Origin of the sequence: Paenibacillus polymyxa (genome assembly GCF_015710975.1) — a bacterium.
GTDB classification, from domain to species: Bacteria; Bacillota; Bacilli; order Paenibacillales; family Paenibacillaceae; genus Paenibacillus; species Paenibacillus polymyxa.
Genome location: NZ_CP049783.1, coordinates 726,644 through 748,906 on the forward strand (window position 1 = coordinate 726,644; position 22,263 = coordinate 748,906).

The following is a 22,263-nucleotide window of genomic DNA, read 5'->3' on the forward strand; positions in this document are numbered from 1 at the left end:
TTAATTTCCCTTCCACGGATTGACCATTAGCGGAATATAATCATTTGCTAATAAAGGTAGACCAATAAACTGAATATCTTGTAATTTAAAGGATTTATAATTTTTTATACCTTGAAATACTTCATCTGCAGATGAGTAAATCGGAAAATATTGCATCTTGGTTCCGTCACCGTTGTCAATCGTCAATTGATCAACAGCATATCGATGTCTGGTATCACCATATTTAGTAATAAAGAAAATACTTCCAGACAGAGAGTGGGTTTTTACTCTCACTTTCAAGTATGGTGTTCCTTTTGCATTGATGTACGGCTCAATTGAATAAACGTCTCTGAGCAACTTAATGGGTAAAGTTGACTGTTTAAAAAACATAACTTTATTATAGGTTCCACCATCAACTTTCTTAAGAAGATATGGGTTAGACGTAAACGCCTTTTTATACGGCTCAATACTCACCGCCTGATGCCCTGTATCCTCTAATGCGGCGATTTCCTTCTTCCCAATCCAGACCCAGCGGCTGACCTTATCCCACTCCACCGTCTGTCCCAAACCCTCACTTACTAACCGTAGCGGCACGAAAGTGCGGTTTTGCTTCAAAATAATTTTCGTCTCGTATGTTTTGGTCTGCCCATCGACAGTAGCGGTGTTTTGTCCCACTGTCATGTTAACGGCATGTGCATCATTCTTAATCGACACGGCTAATTGGCCGCCTGTTTTCTCCCAGCCCACCTTAGCGCCCAATGCCTCGGATACAAACCGGATTGGAACCATGACATAATCATTACCATCCTGAAAAGGTTTGGCATCTGGGAACTGTATTTTTTTCGCATTTAGTAAGACTTCAATTGGCTTGGTGCTACTTGCCGCCTCCGTCGTTGTAATCGTACTTGCCGCGCCCCATAGCAACGTGACTGCGGTCAAACTCAGCATCCATTTTTTCATACTCATCTCTCTCGATCCCCTTTGTCTTCTTCAACTTTTAAGCTATGTATATCATCTCTAATCTCATAACTTATCGCATCCCCACTTTCGGAAAATACTGGATACAACTTATTTATTATAGGGTTTACCAATTACAAAATCTATAAGAAAAGTGATTAATATAGCAACAAAAAAGGGCTGCCTCTCCCTTAGAAGGAAGAAACAGCCCGTGTGCTTCACGCGCAAAAACTATGAATATATCAGTCCATACCATATAAATTGTTCCAGCATCATCCAATATTTCTTATATCATAAATCATAACAGACTAAAAATCAAACGTTACTTTTTTTCTCACAAAGCTGGAATCCCGGCGAACTTTTGACGCCCCCTGTCCCCCATTCATCTGCCTCCCTTACACATAAGCTGGAAGCCACGTCCCGTGCGCTGCAATCAGGTCGTCGCACAGAGAAACGATATCATCCATGGATAATTCAGCCGAGGTGTGCGGGTCCAGCATGGCGGCGTGATAAATATGTTCTTTTTTCCCCGTAATCGCAGCTTCAATTGTTAATAGTTGGGTGTTGATATTCGTTCGGTTCAGTGCAGCACATTGGGGCGGCAAGTCACCGACAAAGGTCGGCGTAACCCCATTACGATTCACCAGGCAGGGCACCTCCACACAGGCTTCCTTCGGCAAGTTGGTAATCAAACCTGTATTCATCACATTACCGCCAATGGCAAAAGGCTGATTGGTTTCAATTGCCTCAAATATATAAGAAGCATATTCGTTCGACCGTTCATGGCGCAGATCCTGATTGCCCAAAAGTTCTTCACGCATCGTCTCCCAGCGTTCAATCTGGCTCACGCAGCGGCGCGGATATTCATCCAAAGGAATATTGAACCGTTCAATCAGCTCTGGATATGTCCGTTTGATAAAATACGGATGATACTCTGCGTTATGCTCGGACGATTCCGTAATGTAATAGCCGAATTTCAGCATCATTTCAAAGCGCACCATATCATGATGCTTTTCCTGCTGCTTGGCGGCAGCCCGCTTTTTAATCTCAGGATACAAATCCACCCCGTCCTTGCTCACTTCGAGCAGCCATGCCATATGATTGATACCTGCAATTTTCGCCTTTACCCCTGCCTGCTCCAGTCCAAGACTTTTGAACAACTCCGGTATACACGCCTGTACGCTATGACACAGCCCTACTGTCCGGACACCGCCGTGTACGTTCATTACATTCGTCAACACAGCCATCGGATTTGTATAGTTGAGGAACAGTGCTTCCGGGCATACTTCGCGCACGTCTGCCGCAAAATCGAGCATCACTGGGATCGTTCTTAAATTGCGGAAAATGCCGCCAATGCCGACCGTATCGGCAATCGTTTGGCGCAGACCGTATTTTTTGGGGATCTCAAAATCCGTAATCGTACACGGATCATAGCCGCCCACCTGAATGGCATTTACTACATAGGCTGCTCCACGCAGTGCTTCCTTGCGATCAGTGTAAGAGCGGATCACACAGGTACTCCCCGTTGTTTTTTTCAAATTGGATAAAATATTCTCCGAATCCTTCAGCCTAACGGGATCAATATCGAACAATGCCAGTTCAAAGCCCTGCAAAGCAGGCGTCAACATACAATCGCCAAGTACATTTTTAGCAAATACCGTACTGCCTGCACCCAGAAATGTAATCTTGCTCATACTTTGTCCCCCATTCACCTTTTTGTTCGCGGTTTTGCACCTCATATGCAAGGATACCCACCGCCACTCTCCCCTTTTCAGGAGGAAAGCGACGATGGGAAAGATTAGTCATGACTATGCGTTATTGCCGCCCTTTCAGGATACCCCCACTGATTTAGCTGGGCTGATAAGCCGAGGCGGCAAGACAGATGTTACCGGGGATGTCGTAGTTGGCGGAGCTGTTGAAGTCTCCGGGCTAACTGATTTTGCCGGTGAAGCCACGGCCCCTGCCTCAATTACGGTTACCTTGGCTATTGCCTTTAACTCTGTCCCTTCCACTTTGCCCTTCAATTCAAACGAACCTGGAGCAGCATATTGTGCAGGGTCTATATCCTCCCATTCCACAGCTACCCATTTGGTGGAGCCTTCCCCATACGTAGCTTCCACTACGCTTGGCAGTTCAGGTTTTTCACCCACATGAGTGGTTACATTCACCTCTTTTAATGCAGTAATGTTCTCAGTTGCCACCAGACTCTGTGCTGTACCAGAGGCCAGACCTGCCACCTCGTTTGCATTCAATGCGCGGCTGTAGATCCGGAAGTCATCCACCAGACCATTGAAATATGGATCAGGGTACTGGGACTTACCGATAAAATTATTTTTCGTCTGTCCCAGACTGGTTGGATTCAAGGTCAGATTGGTATTGCGTCCCACTTCTTTCCCATCCACGTACAAAATACCTGTGGAGCCCGAAAGCGTGACCGCAACATGCTTCCATACGCCTGTCGGCAATACAGGGGCATCAATCGTCTGTTCCTGTCCTTGCCCGTTACCCTGATTCGTAATGGCAAATAGCATCCGGTTCCCGGCTTTAGGGGTCAGGAACATATATTCATTGGTCCCGGAACCAAAGTCAAAAATCCGCACATAATCGCTCAGGCTGTTCGCTTTGACCCAGCCGGATACGGTCAATTGCTGTGCCCGACTGACAATTCCTGCCGGAAGCTGCACATAGCTGTCCTTGCCGTTCAGGCTGACAGCATTGCCTGTTTTACCCGCAGCCCATGCCACGGTCCCCTTAACGGTAGCATCATTGCCGCTATCTGATGAATCTACAGCAAGAGCACCGCTTGTTTCGTCAAACTTGTAAACGGCAAGCCGTTCAGGTAACGGTGCCGCCGGTTCAGCGATCACAGTTACTTTAGCCTCTCCTGATAACTGGGAATCGCTGGCTGTCAGCTTGAAGATATACGTTCCTGGCTCGGAAACATCCACCTTCGTACGTATTGATGTCTTGCTGCTGAATGTGACCTTCGCGTTCTGTGGTCCTTCAACCAGACTCCACTCGCTTGTCACTTTTCCTTGCGGAAGCCCGTCATCTGTAGTTGTACCTTTCAGAATAATCTGATCCGGCAGCTTCACCTTGGAATCTTTGCCTGCATCAACGACAGGTGCTTTGTTGGGATCTGGTGTGGTTGGTGTCAGCTCTACCGTATAGGAGGATGCTGTACCAATTTCCAATTTAAGCTTATTGGTTGGTGCATACGCATTAAACTTGCCTTGCGATTGTCCCCCCACTTTAACCAGGTACGTTCCTTTCTTTAAACCATCAAATGTAACGTACGTAGAATGAGCTTGGCCCGGCGTTTGATTTTTCAATTGAAGCCATACATTATCCTTGGATGTTGCCAGCTTGGCTTCAGTATACTGATCCTTTTCCAGCTCGATATACAGCTTTTCCGTGATCAAATTGACCCGTTTGAACAAACCGTCCAGCGGCTTGATCGTATACACGTTACCGCTTTTGCTCACCTCTGCACCGTAGCCCGTCAATCCGAATATCGGATCAACCGCGATATCCGCGCTTAAGGTTTTAAGTGCACCGAACAATCCGAGGTCAGCCTCACCGCTCATGCCGCGCCAGCCGTTAAAGAGCGGGACGTTTTTACCGCCGCCGGTGCCGTTTGTTCCGTTATTGCCTTTTTCCGCTTGATACGTCCATGCGACCGCCCCGATGTTCTCAGGGTCCGAGCTGATTTGCCCGGAGTTAATCGCTCCGACATTGGCAATTTTGGCAGCATAGGACAGCCGTTGTTGCTCCTCGCGATGATTGTCCTCATGATGACGAATCCAGTCATCCATCGCATATCCCGCAAGTGAAGTCGTGTACTGGAAGTTAAACCAGTTCTCCCCGGTAATCGTCACCGGATCGGTATAGTAGTACCATACAGGCATATGACCGCGTGACGCACGAGTTTTGGCATTAATTTTCCCCATCATTTCCAGGGCTTTACTTTGCTCGCCCTCTGTATCTATATTCTGCTTGGCTAACGTATATACAGCCTCTTCGCCTGTATTGTCGTAGCTATATTCAGAACCGTAAGGATACTTTGTATTTTTAAAATTGTTATATTTGCGATCCATTTTTTCCTTGAGATCATTCGCTTCATCATCGTAGCCCTCATCATGAAGGGCCTGAATAATATCCGGCGTGGTCAGCTCACCCATCAAACCTGTTTCCCAGTTGTACGCAACGGGTCCTTCATATAATGCTTTGAAAATGTTATAGGCCCGCAGCAAATAGGTTTCCTTCGGATGCTTGTAAGTGACGAGATCCGGGTATTCCTTGGCAATCTTATACATACTGAAATACGTGTTGTATACATGCGGGTATGCATATCCCCGGTAGGTCGGTGTATCATTTGGCTCCGGCATCAGGAAATCATGAATTAAATAGTCCTCATGATGTCCATTCATCAGATTCGTCCAAATTGCCGTCTCCAAATAATCGTCTACGGCCCGCACCTCTTTGGCGACTGGAGAAAGCGTGTTTTTCTCAGCCAGGAACTGTCCGTGGGTCAGACCCCAATCGTCCCCCCAGCCCCAATAGCCGTTAAAAATATTGCGTTTGGATTTGGTATGCATCATCCAATCGTCAAATACCTTATCGCGCAAATCACCTGGCACGTTCCACTGGGTTTTGTCTACCATAAAGGTAGCGTGCCGTTGTAGCGCCTGATCAATCGGCTCGATGGCATAGAATTGCAAAACCGTTTTGCTGCCATTGCCGTATTCCACCGTAATGAAATTCGGGCCCAGCTTAGTAAATTTCAGTTCATAAATATGGTGTCCTCCGGCCTTGCTATCCGTCTGCGGAATAACGGTTCCGTCTGGATAGGTCACCTTGTTGATCGTTTGCTTGGTACGCAGATCCACCTTCGCCTTTTGGTTCGTAGGCACAATCATGCCTGGTACGACCGTAGTATCCACCAAGTTTTCTTGATACAACGTATCTTTTACATCATGCTCGTCCTTCACCGCCAGAAACTTGAAGCCATAGTTTTTGCTTTGACCGGGATTCAGGATCAGACTTGTGTTGGGTAAATATCCACGGTTGGTGGACTTGATCACATTGGAATGAATATAAAATACATTTAATCCCTCCAGCCATTTGCCTTCGTTGGCCGGGTTCCAAGCCCACTTGCTGCCCGGATGCTCTTCGTCCCGCCAGTGATCCTGATACTCAAAACCAGCACCTGTGGTGGAATCAGGAATCAAAAGCAGGGAAGAACCAATGCCGCTGGGGCGCCCAGCTGTAATATAGGAGCTGTTATTGCCGACGAAGGAATGCGTCACGACTCTCGTTTCGTAAATCGCATCACCATAGGTCCACTGCTCATTAAAAGGTAAAGGTAATCCAAAATCGCCAATCTCTAATTTTTTGCCACTCGTATTCTGTACCTGTATATTCCACAGTACTGAACCATTCGACTCCGCTGAATAGGTTTCAATGACTTTAAAATTGCGTATGCCTTCTGCATTATTTGAGTTCTCATACGTGACCGTAACACGGTTGCCGCTGGTCGTAATCTTACGTGCGTCTGCCGACTTATTTGTCCACGCCTTCGTCCAGCTACCTTCATCCAGTCGGTAGGTGAACATCAGCTCCCCTAGCCACTGATGATCTGCCGTGTTCTGCTCAGGTGTCACCGATGCGTTCATGACATATTCAGTCGGAAAAGCATCTCCTTTGATACGAATAGATGAAATTTCCCCATGCTCTCCTGTCTGGATTGTCAGCTTGTCATTGGATAGCTCATGGGCCTCTGCCGTATGCGCCCCAAACAACACAGACGCTGTGGTTAAAAACAAAAATGCCGCCAATATTCCCTTAAATTTCATCAACACGGCCTCCTTTTTGATCTCGGGGTCCTGATTTGCTTGCCAATCACCTGAAGTCTCTTCATTTCGCCGCAACCTCCTTGGAAATGTAAGCGCTACAACTCTATTGTACAAAGCCTTGTCCATTGGTAAAATCAACATTTTCAACCGATTTATATAGGATTTCAACCTAATCGTGTCGTGGGATTATATATTCAATAACAATTTAGAGTAAACGCAAACCTAATTAAAACCGCCCATCCAATAATGGATGGGCGGTTTTTTTACATACTACTTTCCTGCTCCTTGATCACCTGCTCAATTCCCAACAAAATCAGCTTTAATCCGAACTCGAACGCTCTGTCGGTTCCCATCAGCTCGAACAGCCCATTTTTGAACATCCGCCGGAATAGTCCTACTTCTGTCTCACTCATGGAATCCAGAAGGTGAACCATCTCTTCACCCGGAAGTGCTCCCTTGTCCTTATCCTTAAGGAGCGCGGAGACATTACGTTCATGCTGATAATCGTCCAGGACGAAGTAGGAGACATAGTTCACAAGCGTTGTAACCACTTGCATTTTCTGCTCTTGCTCAAGCGGCGCCGACTCCACGCAGAGCAGCATACGGTTGGTGAACCGGATGATGTCCGGTTCGTGGGGCAGCGTCATCATCATGAGCTGCGTGGAGCAGGGGTACCGATACAGTACACTCCGCATCGTTACCGCCAGCTCCCTCAGTTGCTCCTTCCAGTCCCCCTCGGAATGAAACTCCTCCAGAATCGTTTTCGATACCTGGTTGGCCAGACGCTGATAGAGATTCTGCTTGCTTTTGAAGTACCAATATAGAGAGGGAGCCTGAATTCCCAGCCGATCGGCCAATCGTCTCAAGCTGAATTTCTCGATACCATCCTCCCCTAGAAGCTCCCACGAAGCTTCTAAGATCTTATCTTCCGAAATCTGAGGTTGCTGCTTTTTCATCGGTTATCCGCCCTTTAATCTAACAGTGTAAGTTTATTCTTTACAGATTTATTAATTCATGATAACATCTAACACTGTAAGGTTCAATCTAACGGTGTTAGATTAGGCCAAATAAATAAAGAAAGCAGTGACTCGCATGGATGCAGAAAACCTCCATTACTTTAAAAAAGCACCGATCGCTAAAGCCGTAGCTCACTTCGCTGTACCGATGATGCTAGGTACGTCAATGAGTGTCATCTATTCCATCTTAAATGCCTATTTCCTTGGCACTCTCCACAATACCGCCATGTTAACCGCACTCGCACTAACCTTGCCGTTATTCGCGGCCATTATGGCGATAGGAAATTTGGTTGGCATCGGCAGCGGTGCATTTATCTCCCGATTGCTGGGAGAGAAAAAGTATGCTGATGTAAAGAATGTGTCTTCATTCGCCTTTTACAGCAGTTTAGTTCTCGGTCTTATCTTGATGGCCCTTGGTCTCCCGTTGATCGATTCACTCGTTCAGGGTCTGGGGGCGACACCTGACTCCTTCGGCTTCACGAAGGACTATGTCACGATTATGCTTATAGGTTCGCCATTCGTCGTATTATTCTTCACACTGGAGAATATCGTGCGCTCGGAGGGTGCTGCAATTACGTCGATGATCGGCATGATACTCAGTGTTGTCGTGAATATTATTCTCGATGCGCTGGTCATCTTCGTTTTCCATTGGGGCGTGATCGGCGTTGCGTCAGCTACGGTTATTTCTAATGTGGTTGCGAGTATATTCTACGCCTTCCATATGGGATATAAGAGTCAATTTTTAACCATCTCCATAAAATGGTTCAAGGCTACCAAGGATATTCTGAGCAATGTATTCAAAATCGGAGTTCCCGTGTTTATTATGAGTCTCTTTATGGGTGCAATGTCACTCGTCTTTAACCATTTTCTTGTCGAGTATGGGGATCAGGCCATAGCGGCTTACGGAATTTCCTCACGTTTATTACAATTTCCTGAGTTTATTTTGATGGGCTTATGCGAGGGTGTTGTACCATTGATTGCCTTTAGTTTTACAGCGAATAAATTACGAATGAAACAAACCATTGGATTTACAATCAAAGCGATTTTGGCCTTGGCAGTCGTGTTTGGCATCATCGTCTATCTGATTTCCGACCATCTAATTGGTTTATTTACCAATGACCCGCAATTAATTGTAATGGGCAGCTACATTCTGCATGTGACCTTCTTATCCTTGTTCATTACGGGGATGACCACGTTGTTTACGGGGATTTTCCAAGCAACGGCGCAGGGAACCGCTGCGTTTATTATGTCCGTCATACAGGGAATTACTCTGATCCCCGTGCTATACATTGCCAATCGAATGAGTGGCTTCCACGGGGTGGTCTGGTCGCTCGTCATTGCGGATGCCGTCGCGTTCCTTGTTGGAGCTATTATGCTGTATGTTCTGCGGAACAGATTGCAGCCAGAGCTGGATCATTTAGTACAGTAGAAAACATATAACGTGCAAGAAGGCAGGATAAGAACATTAACCGATCCTGTCTTTTTAGATTCCGCCGCTACTTAGCGTGGTAGATAAAAAAGCCCTCAATATCAATCATCCATTTTTAATTTTTTGTAGGCTAATGGTGTCATGTTCATCGCTTTTCTGAATCTTTCTATAAAATAGCTGGTACTGTTAAATCCAACCTTATAGGCAACTTCTGTAACGTTAGATTCTGCTTGTTGCAATAAGACTAAGCTTTTTTGAATCCGATAATCCATTACATAATTCAACGGAGTTACCTTTAAAATTCGTTTGAAATATCGGCAGCATTCAGAACGGCTCAATTGACCAGCTTTTGCAATATCATCTAATGTGACTTTTTCAGCATAATGCAAATAGATCCAGTTTAACATTTGTTTGATCCGTTGATTCTTTACCATTTCCACCTGGTCGTATTCTAATGGAAAACCATTCATGACTAGGTTTTTCCAAATTAATGTTAAATACATCGTAATATCGATTTCATAGTATGGAGATTTATGTTGAATACATTGATTAATCTTCAACATGGCATCTAAAATGTTTTTCCCCCAAAGCTCGTTAGAATCTATGTATACATAAGGTAAATTTGTCGCTTGAATGTAAGGAGCTACGTAAGGTGTGTAAAGCTCTTGTGATAAAACGAAATGAGGAGAAACATTTAAACAGACATAGACGCAACCCGATTGATTCTGATCTTCCGCCATATGTAGGCAGCCACTATTTATAAATAACCCATCACCTTGTCGTACGATTCGTTTATCCTCATTTATTTGGAAGATCGCCTCCCCTTTTACAACCAGAACAAATTGAATTTCATCATGCCAATGCAGTGGTATATATCCATGTATATTTTGGCTAATCGTTGTTTCATAACATGCAACCGGTAGTACGACCGTCCGATGCTCGGTTAGCTCCCTTAGGTTTTGGTCAATTATGAAATCTTTTATTTGCAAATTACCACGACCTCAATATATTTATATTTTATTATCAAATCCGGGTATAATTTAAAATTTTTTTCACCTATTATAACACTATTATTATATTTCAAGGTGGAGAATATTCATGGATAAACCAGCTAGAAAAACAGGATTATTTCTCGTTATTACAGGAGCTATATTTTGGGGGATCAGTGGAACCGTTGCAAAAAAGCTCTTTCAACAAATTGACGTCAATTGGCTTGTAACGATACGTTTGCTCATGGCTGGTGTTCTACTGTTGGCTGTGCAATTTTTGGTAAAGGAACGTTCTCAAATATGGGCTGTATGGAAAAATAAAAGGACAGCTTTTCAACTCATTGTCTACGGTTTGGTTGGTATGCTATCGGTTCAATATACGTATATGGCATCCATTCAAAGTGGTAATGCTGCTGTTGCGACATTATTACAGTACTTAGCACCTATATTGATTATCATCTATTTAATTCTGCGAAAGCACACTGTCTTCACACGAAAGGATCTATCAGCGATTTTGCTGGCTTTAGTGGGTTGTTTTTTCTTGTTAACAAACGGCTCCATTTCTCAGCTATCCGTTCCGACGGTCGCAATCGTTTGGGGGATCTTATCAGCAATAGCCCTAGCTTTTTATACCCTATACGCAATACCTCTTCTAAAGCAATACGATTCCCTAGTTATTGTGGGTTGGGCTATGGTTATCGGCGGTTTTGGATTAAGCTTGATTCATCCACCTTGGCAGGTCGATTTTAAAGCCTTGACACTAGACACCTATTTATATCTAGCCTTCGTTATCATATTCGGCACAATGATCGCATTTTGGTTCTATATAGAAAGCTTACAAAGTCTTTCCCCAAAAGAAACAAGCTTTCTAAGTAGTCTGGAACCTCTAGCTGCTGTTCTAACAACTGTGTTTTGGTTAAAAGAGCCTTTTGGTTTTTTCCAATGGGTAGGTGTAATATGTATCATCGGGCTGATCTTGTTATTGGCATTCGATAAAAAGCCTTCTTCAAATACCCAATCAAAAGAAGATATCCCGCTCTCAGAGTAAGCTAAGCTTATGGGGAGGCATTAGGTAGGATACAACTGCTCGTTAATGGAGAAAACGGCAGCCGTTTTTATGGCTGCCGTTTCATTATATTTATGAAGCTACTGTTTGAGGTGTTGGGGCTCGCTAGATAATACATCAAACGTTAGTTTTACTTTGAGGTGGTTGCTTAATCATAAAAGGCACATTTTCTACTCCAACCATTCGTACGTACGTAAATAATTGACCTTTATGGTGAATCTCATGGTCTTTCGCCGTGGATAGCCAGAAGCTCCCAGTGCCGAGAAAGTTTCTAAATTCAATCTCCTTTTCTAGCTGTTGAGCATTTAATTCCTTCAATTCTCGGATTGTTTCCTCCGTCAATTGATCGACTATGTTGCGTACATCGGCTATTGTGTGATATTCGTCTATTTTTGTCGGTGGAGTGAAGGTACCATTTTTTACGGTATCCACGAACATTTTCATAGAACTGGCTATGTGAACGATTAGGGAACCCATGGGCATCGCATTGTCCCCAGGCTTAAAGTCAATATGCTCATCGGGAATGACTTCAACCAATTCTTGCAACACCGATCTGTGCCTTAGCCATTCCTGAAGATATTGAGCTACTACAGACATGCTACCAACCTCCAAAATTTAGTAGTTTTCTAAGGTATTAATTCTATACTCGCAACCAATTACCTTCTTTTATGAAAAGGATACAGATGAAAAAGGAACGATTTGTCATCCAATAGGTGTTCCATCAGGTAGTTCAATATCTGGTTTCAATAAAACCACGTCCCCCTTCTCGGGAATACCTCCAAGGACTAATACCTCTGAATTAAAGCCTGCTATCCGTCGAGGAGGAAAGTTGACTACAGCTATGATTTGTTCTCCTATAATCTCTTCCGCCACATATCTTTTTGTAATTTGTGCACTCGATTTTTTTATTCCAATATCTTGTCCAAAATCGATTTCAAGTTTAATAGCAGGTACTTTGGCTTCTGCAAAAAACTCAGCGTTAATGATGGTTCCAACCCGCATATCAAGTTTCAAAAAATCATCAATCGTTGCCATGTAAGTATTCTCCTCATCCACTATTTTCTTAAATTTCACGATGACACGTAGACAATTTTAATATTTTGCAACTGTATACTTTAGCGATTTTGCCCAAAAATACATCCCCATACCGAACAAAGTCATAATTCCACCTATCAATTGAAATACAGACATGATTTCTCCCAAAAATAAGTAGGCAAGAAGGATGGCGAGAACAGGCTCTCCAATAATGCCCACTGACACCGTAGTTGCTCCCATTGATTTTAACAGCAGATTAAAAATATATTGCCCGAAAATAGTTGGGATTAGTGCAAGTAATAAGAAATACGTCCAATCCGACGAGTCATATTCGATCAAGGAATAATGATTCACCAAATTGTAGACTAGCAGAACACTACCACCAAGAAAAAAGACAATCACACTATATAAATTTGCATTTATTTTGTGACTTACCTTCTGTCCTGCCAGCATATAAGCTGAAATCACGATTGTTCCTAATAAAGATAACCCATCTCCGATTAATGCCTCTTTCGAAGTTCCAATGTCTCCCCAAGCTATAATGATCGAACCGATAAGAGCAGCAAGCAAACAAAAAATAGTGAATAGGCTTGCTCGTTCTCTGAACACAAAGTATGAACCAATCATTACAAATAAAGGCTGCAAGGATAAGATGACCATGGAGCTCGCAACTGAGGTATGCACCAAAGATTCCATCCAGAATAAGAAATGTAACCCAAGAAAAAGACCGGCCAAGAAAACGGTACCCCAATCTTTTTTGGTCATTTTTAAGGAGTGGAGCATTTTCCAGGGTACAAAAGGAAGCATTAATATGACTGACATATACAATCTAAACATTCCAGCCACGGAGGTTGGAGTATATGAGGATTTTATCATGATGGAAGAGACGGAAACCGACAAAATACTGATGAACAGTAAAAAATACGGATTCAAAGATAGCGATGTTTTATTTATTTTCATAATGATCCTCTCAGATGTTTTTGACCCATTGTCTGTGCACAGAACAATTGAATAATAAACTGAACTGAGTATAATAATATCATCGCTTTTGTTTATTTTGTGTAATTATATCTTTTATTTATATAGAAATATCGTCATAAGAAAGGAATCTCTCTTCAATGGAAAAACAATTGCACGAGACCATCCTGTATCCCGATGTTTCATTTCCATACATCATGTACACCCATACGATCCACGAAAGTATTCCTAAAGGTAGAGGATTTAACGATCTACATTGGCATGAAGAACTACAGATCACTTTGGTCACTAAGGGAAAGCTAGTTATACAAGTGAACGGGATTGATCATGAATTAGACACAGGTCAAGCTATTTTAATTAATAAGGGTGTTCTTCACGTGACTACCCAGCTTTCACATCACGGTCAATATGTCAGCTTTAATTTTCCAGAGAAGCTGTTGGCCTTTTATGCGGATAGTGCGATGGAAAAAAATTATGTACTGCCTTATACAAACTCTTCTTTACTGTCACTTGTAATTAAAGGAGATGCTGAATGGCAAATTCAAATACTACAAATGCTGTGGGATATGAAACAGAAGTTTGATATGAAAAAAAAATGGGGTTGGGAATATGAGGTATCCATCAAAACGGCACAATTATGGTTCATCTTAATATCTAATATTTCGCTTTCTTCTGAGGAAGCACCTAAATACGTGAAAATACAACAGGAAAGACTTCAATTGATGCTTAGCTTTATCCATCAAAACTACTTCAACAACATAACACTACAAGAAATTGCCGATATAGCACATTTAAGTGTTTCAGAGTGCACTCGTAGTTTTAAGCGAACTATTCATATGACACCTTACGATTACCTGATTAAATACCGCATCAAGAAAAGCAGTGAATTACTAACCTCAACCCAATATACCATCACTGAAATAGCCCACAGAGCGGGCTTCAATCACGTAAATCACTTCATTCAGTCTTTTAAAAAACATTATAATAAAACACCTAAAGAATTCCGCGAATTAAGAAATGATTTTATGATTAAGGAATGAAGTTGCCAGTGTCAGCTTTTATTGCAACCTAACAACTGCAAAAGGGAGATGGCGCTTTGCCATCTCCCTTGCATTTATTCCTACTTACACTTCCTGCTTAAAAACATATTACATACCAAGTGGTCGGTGAGCGGAGCGGGCAGAATTGTTCTGAAGAAGCGGAGCGTTCGCCTTTATCCCCGGATTTTCACCTTTAATTTCTATTCCAATGAAAAAATCCGGGGATAACAGCGATCGGAAGAACAATCTGCACGCGCAGCGCCTCCCCTGGAAAGAACTATGTTTTTAAGCCTCCACCCGATTCAAAAACACCTTCGTCCGCTCCAGCTGCGGATTACCAAAAATCTGCTCCGGTGTACCGGATTCCGCAATTTCTCCATTGTCCATAAAAATGACGCGATCCGCCACATCTCTCGCGAAATTCATTTCGTGGGTCACGATGACCATTGTCATATGCTCTTCAGCCAGCTTTTTGATCACTCGCAGCACCTCGCCTGTCAACTCGGGATCAAGGGCCGAGGTCGGCTCGTCAAACAGCAAAATATCAGGGTTCATCATCATTGCCCGGGCAATCGCTACACGTTGCTTCTGTCCCCCCGATAATCGGGACGGATACGCATCCGCTTTATCCGCCAAGCCGACTTTAGCCAGCAACTCGGCGCTTTGGCGTCGCAGTTCAGCCTTGCTCACCTTTTTCACCAGCTTTGGAGCCAGTTCCAGATTATCCTGCACCGTCAAATGAGGGAACAGATTAAAATGCTGAAACACCATGCCCATTCCGGTAGTAATGCTTTTAATGTCGCCTGCCGGAGCATAGTGACCATTTTCCACCAGTGCTTTATCATGGATGCGAATCGTCCCACCCGTCACATCTTCCAGGTGTACCAAACTACGGAGCATGGTACTTTTCCCTGAGCCTGAAGGACCGATGACAGCTACAACCTCGCCCGACTTCACGTTAAAGCTCACTCTTTTCAGAACGTCGAGCTGGCCGAACGATTTTTTCAAATCGGTTACTTCTATTGCATTAGTGTTCATATCCCGACATTCCTTTTACTCGAATTTAAAACGTTTTTCCAGCGCCCTGAAGAATATGGTAAGCACCAAAGCCATCAACAAATAAATAACTGCTGCTACAACATAAGGCACAATCGTAAAATCGCGGTTTACAGCTGTATTGGCAAAATGCAAAAGTTCCGGTACCGCTACCGCATACAGCAAAGCTGTATCCTTTACCAGGGTCGTCGCCTCATTGGTTACCGCAGGCAAAGCAATCCGTACCATTTGCGGCACAATGACTCTAATCAGCGTTTGCGACTTGCTCAAGCCCAGCACTTGCGAAGCTTCGTATTGCCCTTTATCAATCGATAACATCCCGCCTCTAAAAATTTCTGCAAAATAAGCCGCATAATTCAGTACAAATGCCAGTACCGCAGCCGTTGTCCGGTCAAGTACCAGATACTCTCCGATGACAGGCAACATTGGCAGACCAAAACAAAAGAACAATAATTGCAGCAAAAGAGGCGTGCCTCTTATAACATAAATGTACGTGTGCATCAGCCAGGCAATAGGCTTAAACTGACTTTTAGCCAGCAGTGTAACGATAAATCCCAGCGGAATAGACAAGATGAGCGTAATAAAAAATAAAATGACCGTCATCTGTGCCCCTTCAAGCATAGGCTTCATAATTCGTAAAATATATTCCATACTCATAACCTTCGACTCCTAAACCCTTAGTTCAATACATTACGTATTAATTTAATACTTTATCTTCACCGAACCATTTTTTTGAAATCTCAGCCGCTTTTCCGTTCTTGTGCAGCTCATCCAAAGCAGATTGCAGTTGCGTCAACAGCTCTTCGTTCCCTTTTTTCACGCCAATACCGTATTCCTCAGGAGCCAGTGATTCATCAAGCAGCTTATACGTCCCTTGTTCCTTGGACATATAATACTTGGCAACAACCTCATCAATGACAACTGCATCCAGGCGACCAGTTTTCAAGTCTGTCAAAGCGAGAACGTTGTCCGGGTACTCGGACACTGACTTCAATTTACTTTTAATCGGATTCGCATCTAATGCATCGGCTGCTGAGGACAACGTTTGGAGCCCCACCGTTTTGCCCGCCAGATCAGTCAGCTTGGAAAGACTGGAAGTGGCCGGAACGACAATAACCTGACTATTTTTCAAATATGGCTTCGTGAACAGCACCTTTTCCTTACGCTCATCTGTAATGGTGTATCCATTCCAAATGAGATCAATACGTCCACTGTTCAGCTCGGATTCTTTGGCAGACCAGTCAATCGGCTGGAATTCCACTTGCTTGCCCATTTGTTCCCCTGCCGCCTTCGCATAATCAATATCAAAACCGGTCAGCTCATTATTTTCATCTCTAAAGCCCATCGGCGCGAATTTATCATCAATTCCAATAATCAACTTGCTGCTATCCTTAGCGCCGGAACATCCGGCCAACACGATCATAATCAACCCAATCATCATCATAAACATGGCTGCTTTTCTCATCTTATTCCCCTCCAACAATGGTGACCCCCGCATTCAAGAACAGGTGGCAAACGCTTTAGTTCGTTAACACGTTATCAGAGTATCATCATACCATACCGCAGGATACTCGTCGAGAGGAATCAGCGGAATCTTAACCTTATAAACATGGAAAACTTGTGACGAAAATTTGACCTGTGTTCTATAATGTAAAACCTTACCTTGACATGTTATCTTATCCGTTTTATCATTTACTAGTATTCTTATATACTTTTATTTATTTCGAAGATTCAGCAGCAATAGAATGTAAATCAGCTTGATAGACAGGAGAAATAAAGTCCCATGTACATTTTAAAACGTCTTTTCACGATGCTCATTACGTTATGGATTATCGTCACTTTAACGTTTATTATCATGCACATCATTCCGGGAGATCCATTCTCGAACGATTCCAAGACTATTCCGGAGGCCGTATTGCAAAACATGCGTGCTAGGTACAATCTGGACAAGCCGCTCGCTGTGCAGTATGTGTTGTATCTCAAAAATCTGCTCGTGCTGGATATGGGGCCGTCTATTCAATCGAAAACGACTGACGTAAATATGCTTATCGCCAGAGGCTTTCCACCTTCTGCACTGCTGGGTATTCAATCCATCGTGGTTGCGATTATAGCCGGTATTGCGCTTGGAACATTGGCTGCTTTACACCATAATCGACCACTGGATTATATTTCGATGTTTATCGCCATTGTGGGTATTTCCATACCCAGCTTCATATTGGCACCACTGTTAATCAAGTATGTTGCCGTCAAATGGCATCTGCTTCCGGTCGCCTCATGGGGAACCTGGCAGCATACGGTGCTTCCATCGCTAGCTCTCGCTGTTTCACCTCTTGCTGTTATCGCCCGTTTTATGCGGACAAGTATGCTGGAAGTCATGCATGAGGAATACATACGCACCGCCAAAGCGAAAGGATTGTCCTCTTGGGCAGTAGTCATTCGTCACGGACTACGCAATGCATTGATTCCGGTGCTGTCCTTTATCGGACCGCTATTCGCTTCCGTGATTACAGGTACCTTTGTCGTCGAAAAAATATTCGCCATTCCCGGCATCGGTAAATATTTTGTAGACAGTATCTTTAACCGGGATTATCCAGTCATTATGGGTACGACCATTTTCTACAGTGCCATTCTGGTCGTCACCTTATTTTTAATTGATATTTCCTATCGCCTTGTCGATCCACGAATCCAATTAGTCAGCAAAGGAGATTAACATGAAAGCAGCACCTACTGTCGAAAAGGACAGCCTTTTTAGTCTTGTAGACCGCAGCCAGATGCCCACCCCCACGTTGACTAGACCCCAAGAGTCACCCTGGCGGGATCGGCTTCGCAGACTTTTTAACAACAAGCTTGCTCTGTTGGGGCTTTCTCTACTTATCATTATTATTGTGCTGGCGATTGTCGGACCTTCCATGGTTCCTTATGCTCCCAGTGACCAGTCCCTTTTGAAGACGAATCTTTCTCCTTCGAAAGAGCATTGGTTTGGCACGGATGATCTGGGCAGGGACGTATGGGCACGGACATGGGCCGGAGCTAGAATTTCACTTATGATTGGTTTTGCTGCTGCTGCCATTGATTTGGTGCTTGGCATTCTCGTCGGCTGTGTAGCTGGTTATTGTGCAGGCCATGGTAAAATGGGCGACCGAATCGACAATGTCCTGATGCGAATTATTGAGATTTTGTACAGCATTCCTTATCTGCTGGTCATCATTCTGCTGCTCGTCATTATGAAGCCCGGCCTGCTCACGATGATTATTGCTTTATCTATTACTGGATGGGTCGGCATGGCCCGGGTAGTACGTGGGCAAATCCTACAGCTTAAGCAGCAGGAATATGTACTGGCAGCCCGCAGCTTGGGGACATCTCATTCACGCATCATTTTCAGGCATCTACTGCCGAATGCAGCAGCCATCATTATCGTGAACCTGACGTTCACTATTCCGTCAGCTATCTTTGCCGAATCGTTCCTGAGCTTTCTCGGTCTGGGGATTCAGTCTCCTTCGGCCAGTTGGGGAACGATGGCTAACGATTCGCTCGGCGTTATTTTAAGCGGTCAATGGTGGCGCCTATTCTTCCCCGGCCTGATGATATCGCTCACCATGCTGGCGTTCAACACACTTGGAGACGGGCTTCAGGATGCACTTGATCCGCGTTCACAGCATTAACAACGCAGATATTCAAATTGGACAAGGAGGGGTGTCATCATGATCCGCAGCTTCTCGCCTAACCGCAGAAAAAACGGCAGCTCCTTTATGGAAGTGCGCACACGCGGCATACCTGCCGGAAAGGAGGATGAATAAATCCCAGCTGATCGTTTCGCTCTCTATAATATTGCTGATTTGAAATCGTTTTGGGATTTATACACAACGTTCAAATAACTAACCATAATAATGGAGGAAAACCACGATGAAAAAAATGCATTGGATGACGATCATCTTACTTTTGGCCGTAACGGCTTTGGCAGGATGCTCTGGCAATGCGGACAAGACAGCAAGCAACGACTCGTCCGCTGCGTCTCAAGCAGATGTCCCGCAAGAAATTACAGCCAATCTGGCAGGTGGTGAGCCTTATACACTGGACCCTGCTTTCGCATCAGATACAACGTCCTATTTTGTCATTGATAACTTGTACGAGGGACTGTATACATACGACAAAGCCGGTAAAATCGTAGAAGGTGCTGCCAGCAAAGTAGACGTGTCTCCTGACGGCAAAACATACACCTTTACCATTCGCGACGGCGCAAAATGGTCGAATGGAGACCCGCTGACGGCTAAGGACTTTGAATACGCCTGGAAACGGGTACTGAATCCGAAAACGGCTGCTTATGACCCTTCTGCCCTCTACTACATCAAAGGTGCCGAAGCGTACAATACAGGCAAAGGTAAAATTGAAGACGTAGGTGTTACAGCTAAAGATGATAAAACACTTGTCGTTGAGCTAAAATCACCGCTGAGCTTCTTCCCTACAATTGCTGTCGGTCACGCCTATTTACCTGTGAACCAAGCTGTTGTGGAGAAAAGCGACAAATGGGCAGCTGAAGCTAACACGATTGTCGGCAACGGCGCGTATGTAGCCAAGGAATGGAAGCATAATGAGCAAATTACGCTGACGAAAAACGATCAATACTGGAACAAAGATGCCATTACGATGGCAACGATTAACTTCAAAATGGTTCAAGACTCCACAACCTATTATCAAATGTACAAAACAGGTGATCTGGATCTGATTTTGAGCCTTCCTGTAGATACACTGGATCAGGAAAAGAGCAGCAAGGAATTCCTGTCGCACCCATCTTTTAGTGTGTACACGTATTCTTTCAACGTAAAACAAAAGCCGTTTGACAATAAAAAAATCAGACAGGCCATTGCCTACGCCATTGACCGTGAAGCACTGGCTACCAACGTAACCAAAGGTGGCGAGACTCCGGCATACGGCTATGTTCCATACGGAACAACAACACCATCTGGTAAGGACTTCCGTGATGAAGCGCCGAAAAAATACTATGAGTTTGATGCAACAAAAGCAAAACAATTGCTGGCCGAAGGTCTGAAAGAAGAAGGTTTGACCAAGCTGCCTCCGATCACTTTCAAATACAACACATCGGACAAGCATAAAAAAGTAGCTGAAGCCATTCAGGAAATGCTGAAAACGAACCTGGGCGTTGAAGTGACGCTGGAGAATCAGGAATGGAAAACATACATTGATACCTTTAAACAAAAGAACTTCCAGATTGCCCGTATGGGCTGGGAAGGAAACTTCCTTGATCCGCTTGGCGTATTGGGACACTATACTTCCAAAAATTCGAACAACTTTACCAACTGGAGCAACCCGGAGTATGACAAGCTGATCGAATCCTCAACCTTTGAGCTTGATCCGGCAAAACGCTTTGAACAGCTTCATCAGGCGGAAGATGTATTGATGGAAGATTTGCCGATTATACCGATCCAGTTCTCTGCGGACACCGCATTAATTAGTCCTAAAATTCAAGGCATCGTATTCGATGCTCGTTCAAACCCGGATCTCCGTTTTGCAAAACGGGTCGAAAAATAATGATTTTACGTTTTGGAATCACTGTCCTGATGGTTGGTACCTTAGGATTTCTATACGCCGCACCCCATCTCGTGTACGGTCGTGAAAACCTGGCTACTGCAAATCTACTAATTCTGTTAGGATTGCTAGGCTTGGTAATCGGTGCAATCTTCCATGTCCTGCAAAGTGGCTTTCTCACCCTCTTTCTGCGGGGATTTGCCGACATCGGGCAGTTGTTCATGCGTCAATCCAAGGCATTGCAGGAGGAAAATGAACGTTTGCGTTCCGATGAATCTCTGTCAGCCTGGAAAACATCCATGTTCCGCCACCTCAAGGTATATACTTCGGGGTGCGGAACGGGACTTATATTTTGCTCGATAGTATTAATGGGGATGAGTTAGGGGGATGAGGAGCTTTCCTATGGTTGGCGGTTGGTGGGCGCTGCGCGTGCAGATTGTTCTTCCGAACGCTTCGCTTCTCCAGAACAATTCTGCCCGCTCCGCTGGCAACCGCCAATAGAGCTTCTACATGTTTTAGAGTAGGTGTAGGAGTGAATTAGACCAAGAGTAAATCACTTGTCCTGCCGCTTTGTAACTGATCTACAAAAAAAGAGAGAGTTCCGTGGATTTTATTCATGGGACTCTCTCTTTTTTATTTTAATAAATGCGCTTTTCCTTTGCTTCTTGCAGCCATGACGGGAACTCGTTAAGCAATAGTTCGTACAGTTGATTGTCTTCCATAGATTCGATATCTTGTATTTGAAAGAAATTGGCATTATCTACCACACGATCTTCTATGTTGTCGAGCTTCTTTAACACACCAAAATCGGATTCACCCACACCGATAAATTGCCAGAAAATTGGCTCTCCTGATGAATCAATAACTGCGTTATCAATATTGTCCCCTTTGCCACGCTTCACACCGCCATCATTAATAAAAATAACAAAAGCCGGATCTGAAGAGGGTTCTTCCTTGGTGTACTTGGCGATGACATCGCGCATCACTGGAGGCTCATCATTTCGACCAAACTTGGGCAAATAATCATTGGACAAAATATGTTTTTCAACATAGTTGTCAACGTCATTTTCGGTAACGGATGGCAACCGTGAAAAACGGTGATCATAGACCCACACATCCAGTACACCATCATCATCCAAAGAACTCGCTACAGCAACAATTCGCTCCAACACTTTTTGAACGGTCCCATTTTTGTACAAACTTCTCATAGATCCTGAAATATCGAGCACTAATCCAACTCTCGCGGTCACATTCGTTAGATTCTTTTTAGTTAGTACCAATTGCGCATTCTTTTTAAGTAAAGAAATACCGCTCATGTT

At 44.0% G+C, this 22,263-nt stretch carries 20 protein-coding genes; 8 read left to right on the forward strand and 12 right to left on the reverse strand.

Annotation, left to right across the window (positions count from 1 at the left end):
* The 4 genes from G7035_RS03485 to G7035_RS03500 all read right to left on the reverse strand — a co-directional run bounded on the left by G7035_RS03485 (position 1) and on the right by G7035_RS03500 (position 7,747).
* On the reverse strand, positions 1 to 945 hold the full coding sequence (locus tag G7035_RS03485) for a copper amine oxidase N-terminal domain-containing protein (protein WP_019686295.1): 945 nt from the start codon (positions 943 to 945) through the stop codon (positions 1 to 3).
* A 386-nt stretch (positions 946 to 1,331) separates the two neighbouring features.
* The gene (gene melA, locus G7035_RS03490; RefSeq protein ID WP_025364150.1) at positions 1,332 to 2,630 is read right to left on the reverse strand and encodes an alpha-glucosidase/alpha-galactosidase; all 1,299 of its coding nucleotides are present in this window, start codon (positions 2,628 to 2,630) and stop codon (positions 1,332 to 1,334) included.
* Between the two features lie 135 nt (positions 2,631 to 2,765).
* Entirely contained in the window at positions 2,766 to 6,791 is a 4,026-nt protein-coding gene (locus tag G7035_RS03495; RefSeq protein WP_019686294.1) for a DUF5695 domain-containing protein, read from the reverse strand.
* A gap of 263 nt (positions 6,792 to 7,054) precedes the next feature.
* Positions 7,055 to 7,747: a TetR/AcrR family transcriptional regulator gene (locus G7035_RS03500; protein WP_016821438.1), complete on the reverse strand. Its 693-nt coding sequence runs from the start codon at positions 7,745 to 7,747 to the stop codon at positions 7,055 to 7,057.
* A gap of 136 nt (positions 7,748 to 7,883) precedes the next feature.
* On the opposite strand from G7035_RS03500, the gene G7035_RS03505 reads away from it, so the two are divergent.
* Entirely contained in the window at positions 7,884 to 9,236 is a 1,353-nt protein-coding gene (locus G7035_RS03505) for an MATE family efflux transporter (RefSeq protein ID WP_019686293.1), read from the forward strand.
* A gap of 101 nt (positions 9,237 to 9,337) precedes the next feature.
* Here the strand turns inward: G7035_RS03505 and G7035_RS03510 are convergent, their stop codons facing one another.
* Entirely contained in the window at positions 9,338 to 10,225 is an 888-nt protein-coding gene (locus G7035_RS03510) for an AraC family transcriptional regulator (RefSeq protein ID WP_019686292.1), read from the reverse strand.
* Positions 10,226 to 10,334: 109 nt separating this feature from the next.
* On the opposite strand from G7035_RS03510, the gene G7035_RS03515 reads away from it, so the two are divergent.
* Positions 10,335 to 11,273: an EamA family transporter gene (locus G7035_RS03515; protein WP_019686291.1), complete on the forward strand. Its 939-nt coding sequence runs from the start codon at positions 10,335 to 10,337 to the stop codon at positions 11,271 to 11,273.
* A 135-nt stretch (positions 11,274 to 11,408) separates the two neighbouring features.
* On the opposite strand, the gene G7035_RS03520 is transcribed toward G7035_RS03515, so the two are convergent.
* The 3 genes from G7035_RS03520 to G7035_RS03530 form a co-directional block, all read right to left on the reverse strand.
* Positions 11,409 to 11,888 carry a DinB family protein gene (locus G7035_RS03520; RefSeq protein ID WP_019686290.1) on the reverse strand — a complete coding sequence of 160 codons (480 nt, stop codon included), beginning with the start codon at positions 11,886 to 11,888 and terminating at the stop codon, positions 11,409 to 11,411.
* Between the two features lie 105 nt (positions 11,889 to 11,993).
* Positions 11,994 to 12,326, reverse strand: a complete 333-nt coding sequence (gene csaA, locus G7035_RS03525) for a chaperone CsaA (RefSeq protein WP_019686289.1) — start codon at positions 12,324 to 12,326, stop codon at positions 11,994 to 11,996.
* Between the two features lie 57 nt (positions 12,327 to 12,383).
* Complete coding sequence (locus G7035_RS03530) at positions 12,384 to 13,226, reverse strand: DMT family transporter (RefSeq protein ID WP_374983675.1); 843 nt, start codon at positions 13,224 to 13,226, stop codon at positions 12,384 to 12,386.
* On the opposite strand from G7035_RS03530, the gene G7035_RS27190 reads away from it, so the two are divergent.
* Together G7035_RS27190 and G7035_RS03535 are read left to right on the forward strand one after the other, a co-directional pair.
* Positions 13,138 to 13,341, forward strand: coding sequence for a hypothetical protein (locus tag G7035_RS27190; protein WP_230877820.1), 204 nt, complete (start codon positions 13,138 to 13,140; stop codon positions 13,339 to 13,341). The genes G7035_RS03530 and G7035_RS27190 overlap by 89 nt on opposite strands.
* 103 nt (positions 13,342 to 13,444) lie before the next feature.
* Positions 13,445 to 14,344: an AraC family transcriptional regulator gene (locus G7035_RS03535; RefSeq protein WP_019686287.1), complete on the forward strand. Its 900-nt coding sequence runs from the start codon at positions 13,445 to 13,447 to the stop codon at positions 14,342 to 14,344.
* A gap of 285 nt (positions 14,345 to 14,629) precedes the next feature.
* Here the strand turns inward: G7035_RS03535 and G7035_RS03540 are convergent, their stop codons facing one another.
* Genes G7035_RS03540 through G7035_RS03550 form a run of 3 tightly spaced genes read right to left on the reverse strand, consistent with a single transcriptional unit; the run spans position 14,630 to position 16,865 of the window.
* On the reverse strand, positions 14,630 to 15,382 hold the full coding sequence (locus G7035_RS03540) for an amino acid ABC transporter ATP-binding protein (protein ID WP_019686286.1): 753 nt from the start codon (positions 15,380 to 15,382) through the stop codon (positions 14,630 to 14,632).
* Between the two features lie 15 nt (positions 15,383 to 15,397).
* Positions 15,398 to 16,057, reverse strand: a complete 660-nt coding sequence (locus tag G7035_RS03545) for an amino acid ABC transporter permease (RefSeq protein WP_019686285.1) — start codon at positions 16,055 to 16,057, stop codon at positions 15,398 to 15,400.
* Between the two features lie 40 nt (positions 16,058 to 16,097).
* Positions 16,098 to 16,865 carry an amino acid ABC transporter substrate-binding protein gene (locus G7035_RS03550; RefSeq protein WP_019686284.1) on the reverse strand — a complete coding sequence of 256 codons (768 nt, stop codon included), beginning with the start codon at positions 16,863 to 16,865 and terminating at the stop codon, positions 16,098 to 16,100.
* A 318-nt stretch (positions 16,866 to 17,183) separates the two neighbouring features.
* Between G7035_RS03550 and G7035_RS03555 the strand changes: the two genes are divergently transcribed.
* From G7035_RS03555 to G7035_RS03570, 4 genes are all read left to right on the forward strand, one after another.
* Positions 17,184 to 18,110, forward strand: coding sequence for an ABC transporter permease (locus G7035_RS03555; RefSeq protein WP_019686283.1), 927 nt, complete (start codon positions 17,184 to 17,186; stop codon positions 18,108 to 18,110).
* Between the two features lies 1 nt (position 18,111).
* Positions 18,112 to 19,062 carry an ABC transporter permease gene (locus tag G7035_RS03560; protein WP_019686282.1) on the forward strand — a complete coding sequence of 317 codons (951 nt, stop codon included), beginning with the start codon at positions 18,112 to 18,114 and terminating at the stop codon, positions 19,060 to 19,062.
* Positions 19,063 to 19,303: 241 nt separating this feature from the next.
* Entirely contained in the window at positions 19,304 to 20,947 is a 1,644-nt protein-coding gene (locus G7035_RS03565; protein WP_019686280.1) for an ABC transporter substrate-binding protein, read from the forward strand.
* On the forward strand, positions 20,947 to 21,327 hold the full coding sequence (locus G7035_RS03570) for a DUF3899 domain-containing protein (RefSeq protein ID WP_019686279.1): 381 nt from the start codon (positions 20,947 to 20,949) through the stop codon (positions 21,325 to 21,327). The genes G7035_RS03565 and G7035_RS03570 overlap by 1 nt, the downstream gene beginning before the upstream one ends.
* Positions 21,328 to 21,582: 255 nt before the next feature.
* On the opposite strand, the gene G7035_RS03575 is transcribed toward G7035_RS03570, so the two are convergent.
* The gene (locus G7035_RS03575; RefSeq protein ID WP_019686277.1) at positions 21,583 to 22,260 is read right to left on the reverse strand and encodes a vWA domain-containing protein; all 678 of its coding nucleotides are present in this window, start codon (positions 22,258 to 22,260) and stop codon (positions 21,583 to 21,585) included.
* Between the last annotated feature and the right edge of the window lie 3 nt (positions 22,261 to 22,263).

What these genes read in the sequence shown, in the direction of transcription:
- G7035_RS03485 (WP_019686295.1), bottom strand. Translation starts at nt 945, where the DNA reads ATGAGTATGAAAAAATGGATGCTGAGTTTGACCGCAGTCACGTTGCTA.
- melA (WP_025364150.1), bottom strand. Translation starts at nt 2,630, where the DNA reads ATGAGCAAGATTACATTTCTGGGTGCAGGCAGTACGGTATTTGCTAAA.
- G7035_RS03495 (WP_019686294.1), bottom strand. Translation starts at nt 6,791, where the DNA reads ATGAAATTTAAGGGAATATTGGCGGCATTTTTGTTTTTAACCACAGCG.
- G7035_RS03500 (WP_016821438.1), bottom strand. Translation starts at nt 7,747, where the DNA reads ATGAAAAAGCAGCAACCTCAGATTTCGGAAGATAAGATCTTAGAAGCT.
- G7035_RS03505 (WP_019686293.1), top strand. Translation starts at nt 7,884, where the DNA reads ATGGATGCAGAAAACCTCCATTACTTTAAAAAAGCACCGATCGCTAAA.
- G7035_RS03515 (WP_019686291.1), top strand. Translation starts at nt 10,335, where the DNA reads ATGGATAAACCAGCTAGAAAAACAGGATTATTTCTCGTTATTACAGGA.
- G7035_RS03520 (WP_019686290.1), bottom strand. Translation starts at nt 11,888, where the DNA reads ATGTCTGTAGTAGCTCAATATCTTCAGGAATGGCTAAGGCACAGATCG.
- csaA (WP_019686289.1), bottom strand. Translation starts at nt 12,326, where the DNA reads ATGGCAACGATTGATGATTTTTTGAAACTTGATATGCGGGTTGGAACC.
- G7035_RS27190 (WP_230877820.1), top strand. Translation starts at nt 13,138, where the DNA reads ATGACTGACATATACAATCTAAACATTCCAGCCACGGAGGTTGGAGTA.
- G7035_RS03535 (WP_019686287.1), top strand. Translation starts at nt 13,445, where the DNA reads ATGGAAAAACAATTGCACGAGACCATCCTGTATCCCGATGTTTCATTT.
- G7035_RS03540 (WP_019686286.1), bottom strand. Translation starts at nt 15,382, where the DNA reads ATGAACACTAATGCAATAGAAGTAACCGATTTGAAAAAATCGTTCGGC.
- G7035_RS03545 (WP_019686285.1), bottom strand. Translation starts at nt 16,057, where the DNA reads ATGAGTATGGAATATATTTTACGAATTATGAAGCCTATGCTTGAAGGG.
- G7035_RS03550 (WP_019686284.1), bottom strand. Translation starts at nt 16,865, where the DNA reads ATGAGAAAAGCAGCCATGTTTATGATGATGATTGGGTTGATTATGATC.
- G7035_RS03555 (WP_019686283.1), top strand. Translation starts at nt 17,184, where the DNA reads ATGTACATTTTAAAACGTCTTTTCACGATGCTCATTACGTTATGGATT.
- G7035_RS03560 (WP_019686282.1), top strand. Translation starts at nt 18,112, where the DNA reads ATGAAAGCAGCACCTACTGTCGAAAAGGACAGCCTTTTTAGTCTTGTA.
- G7035_RS03565 (WP_019686280.1), top strand. Translation starts at nt 19,304, where the DNA reads ATGAAAAAAATGCATTGGATGACGATCATCTTACTTTTGGCCGTAACG.
- G7035_RS03570 (WP_019686279.1), top strand. Translation starts at nt 20,947, where the DNA reads ATGATTTTACGTTTTGGAATCACTGTCCTGATGGTTGGTACCTTAGGA.
- G7035_RS03575 (WP_019686277.1), bottom strand. Translation starts at nt 22,260, where the DNA reads ATGAGCGGTATTTCTTTACTTAAAAAGAATGCGCAATTGGTACTAACT.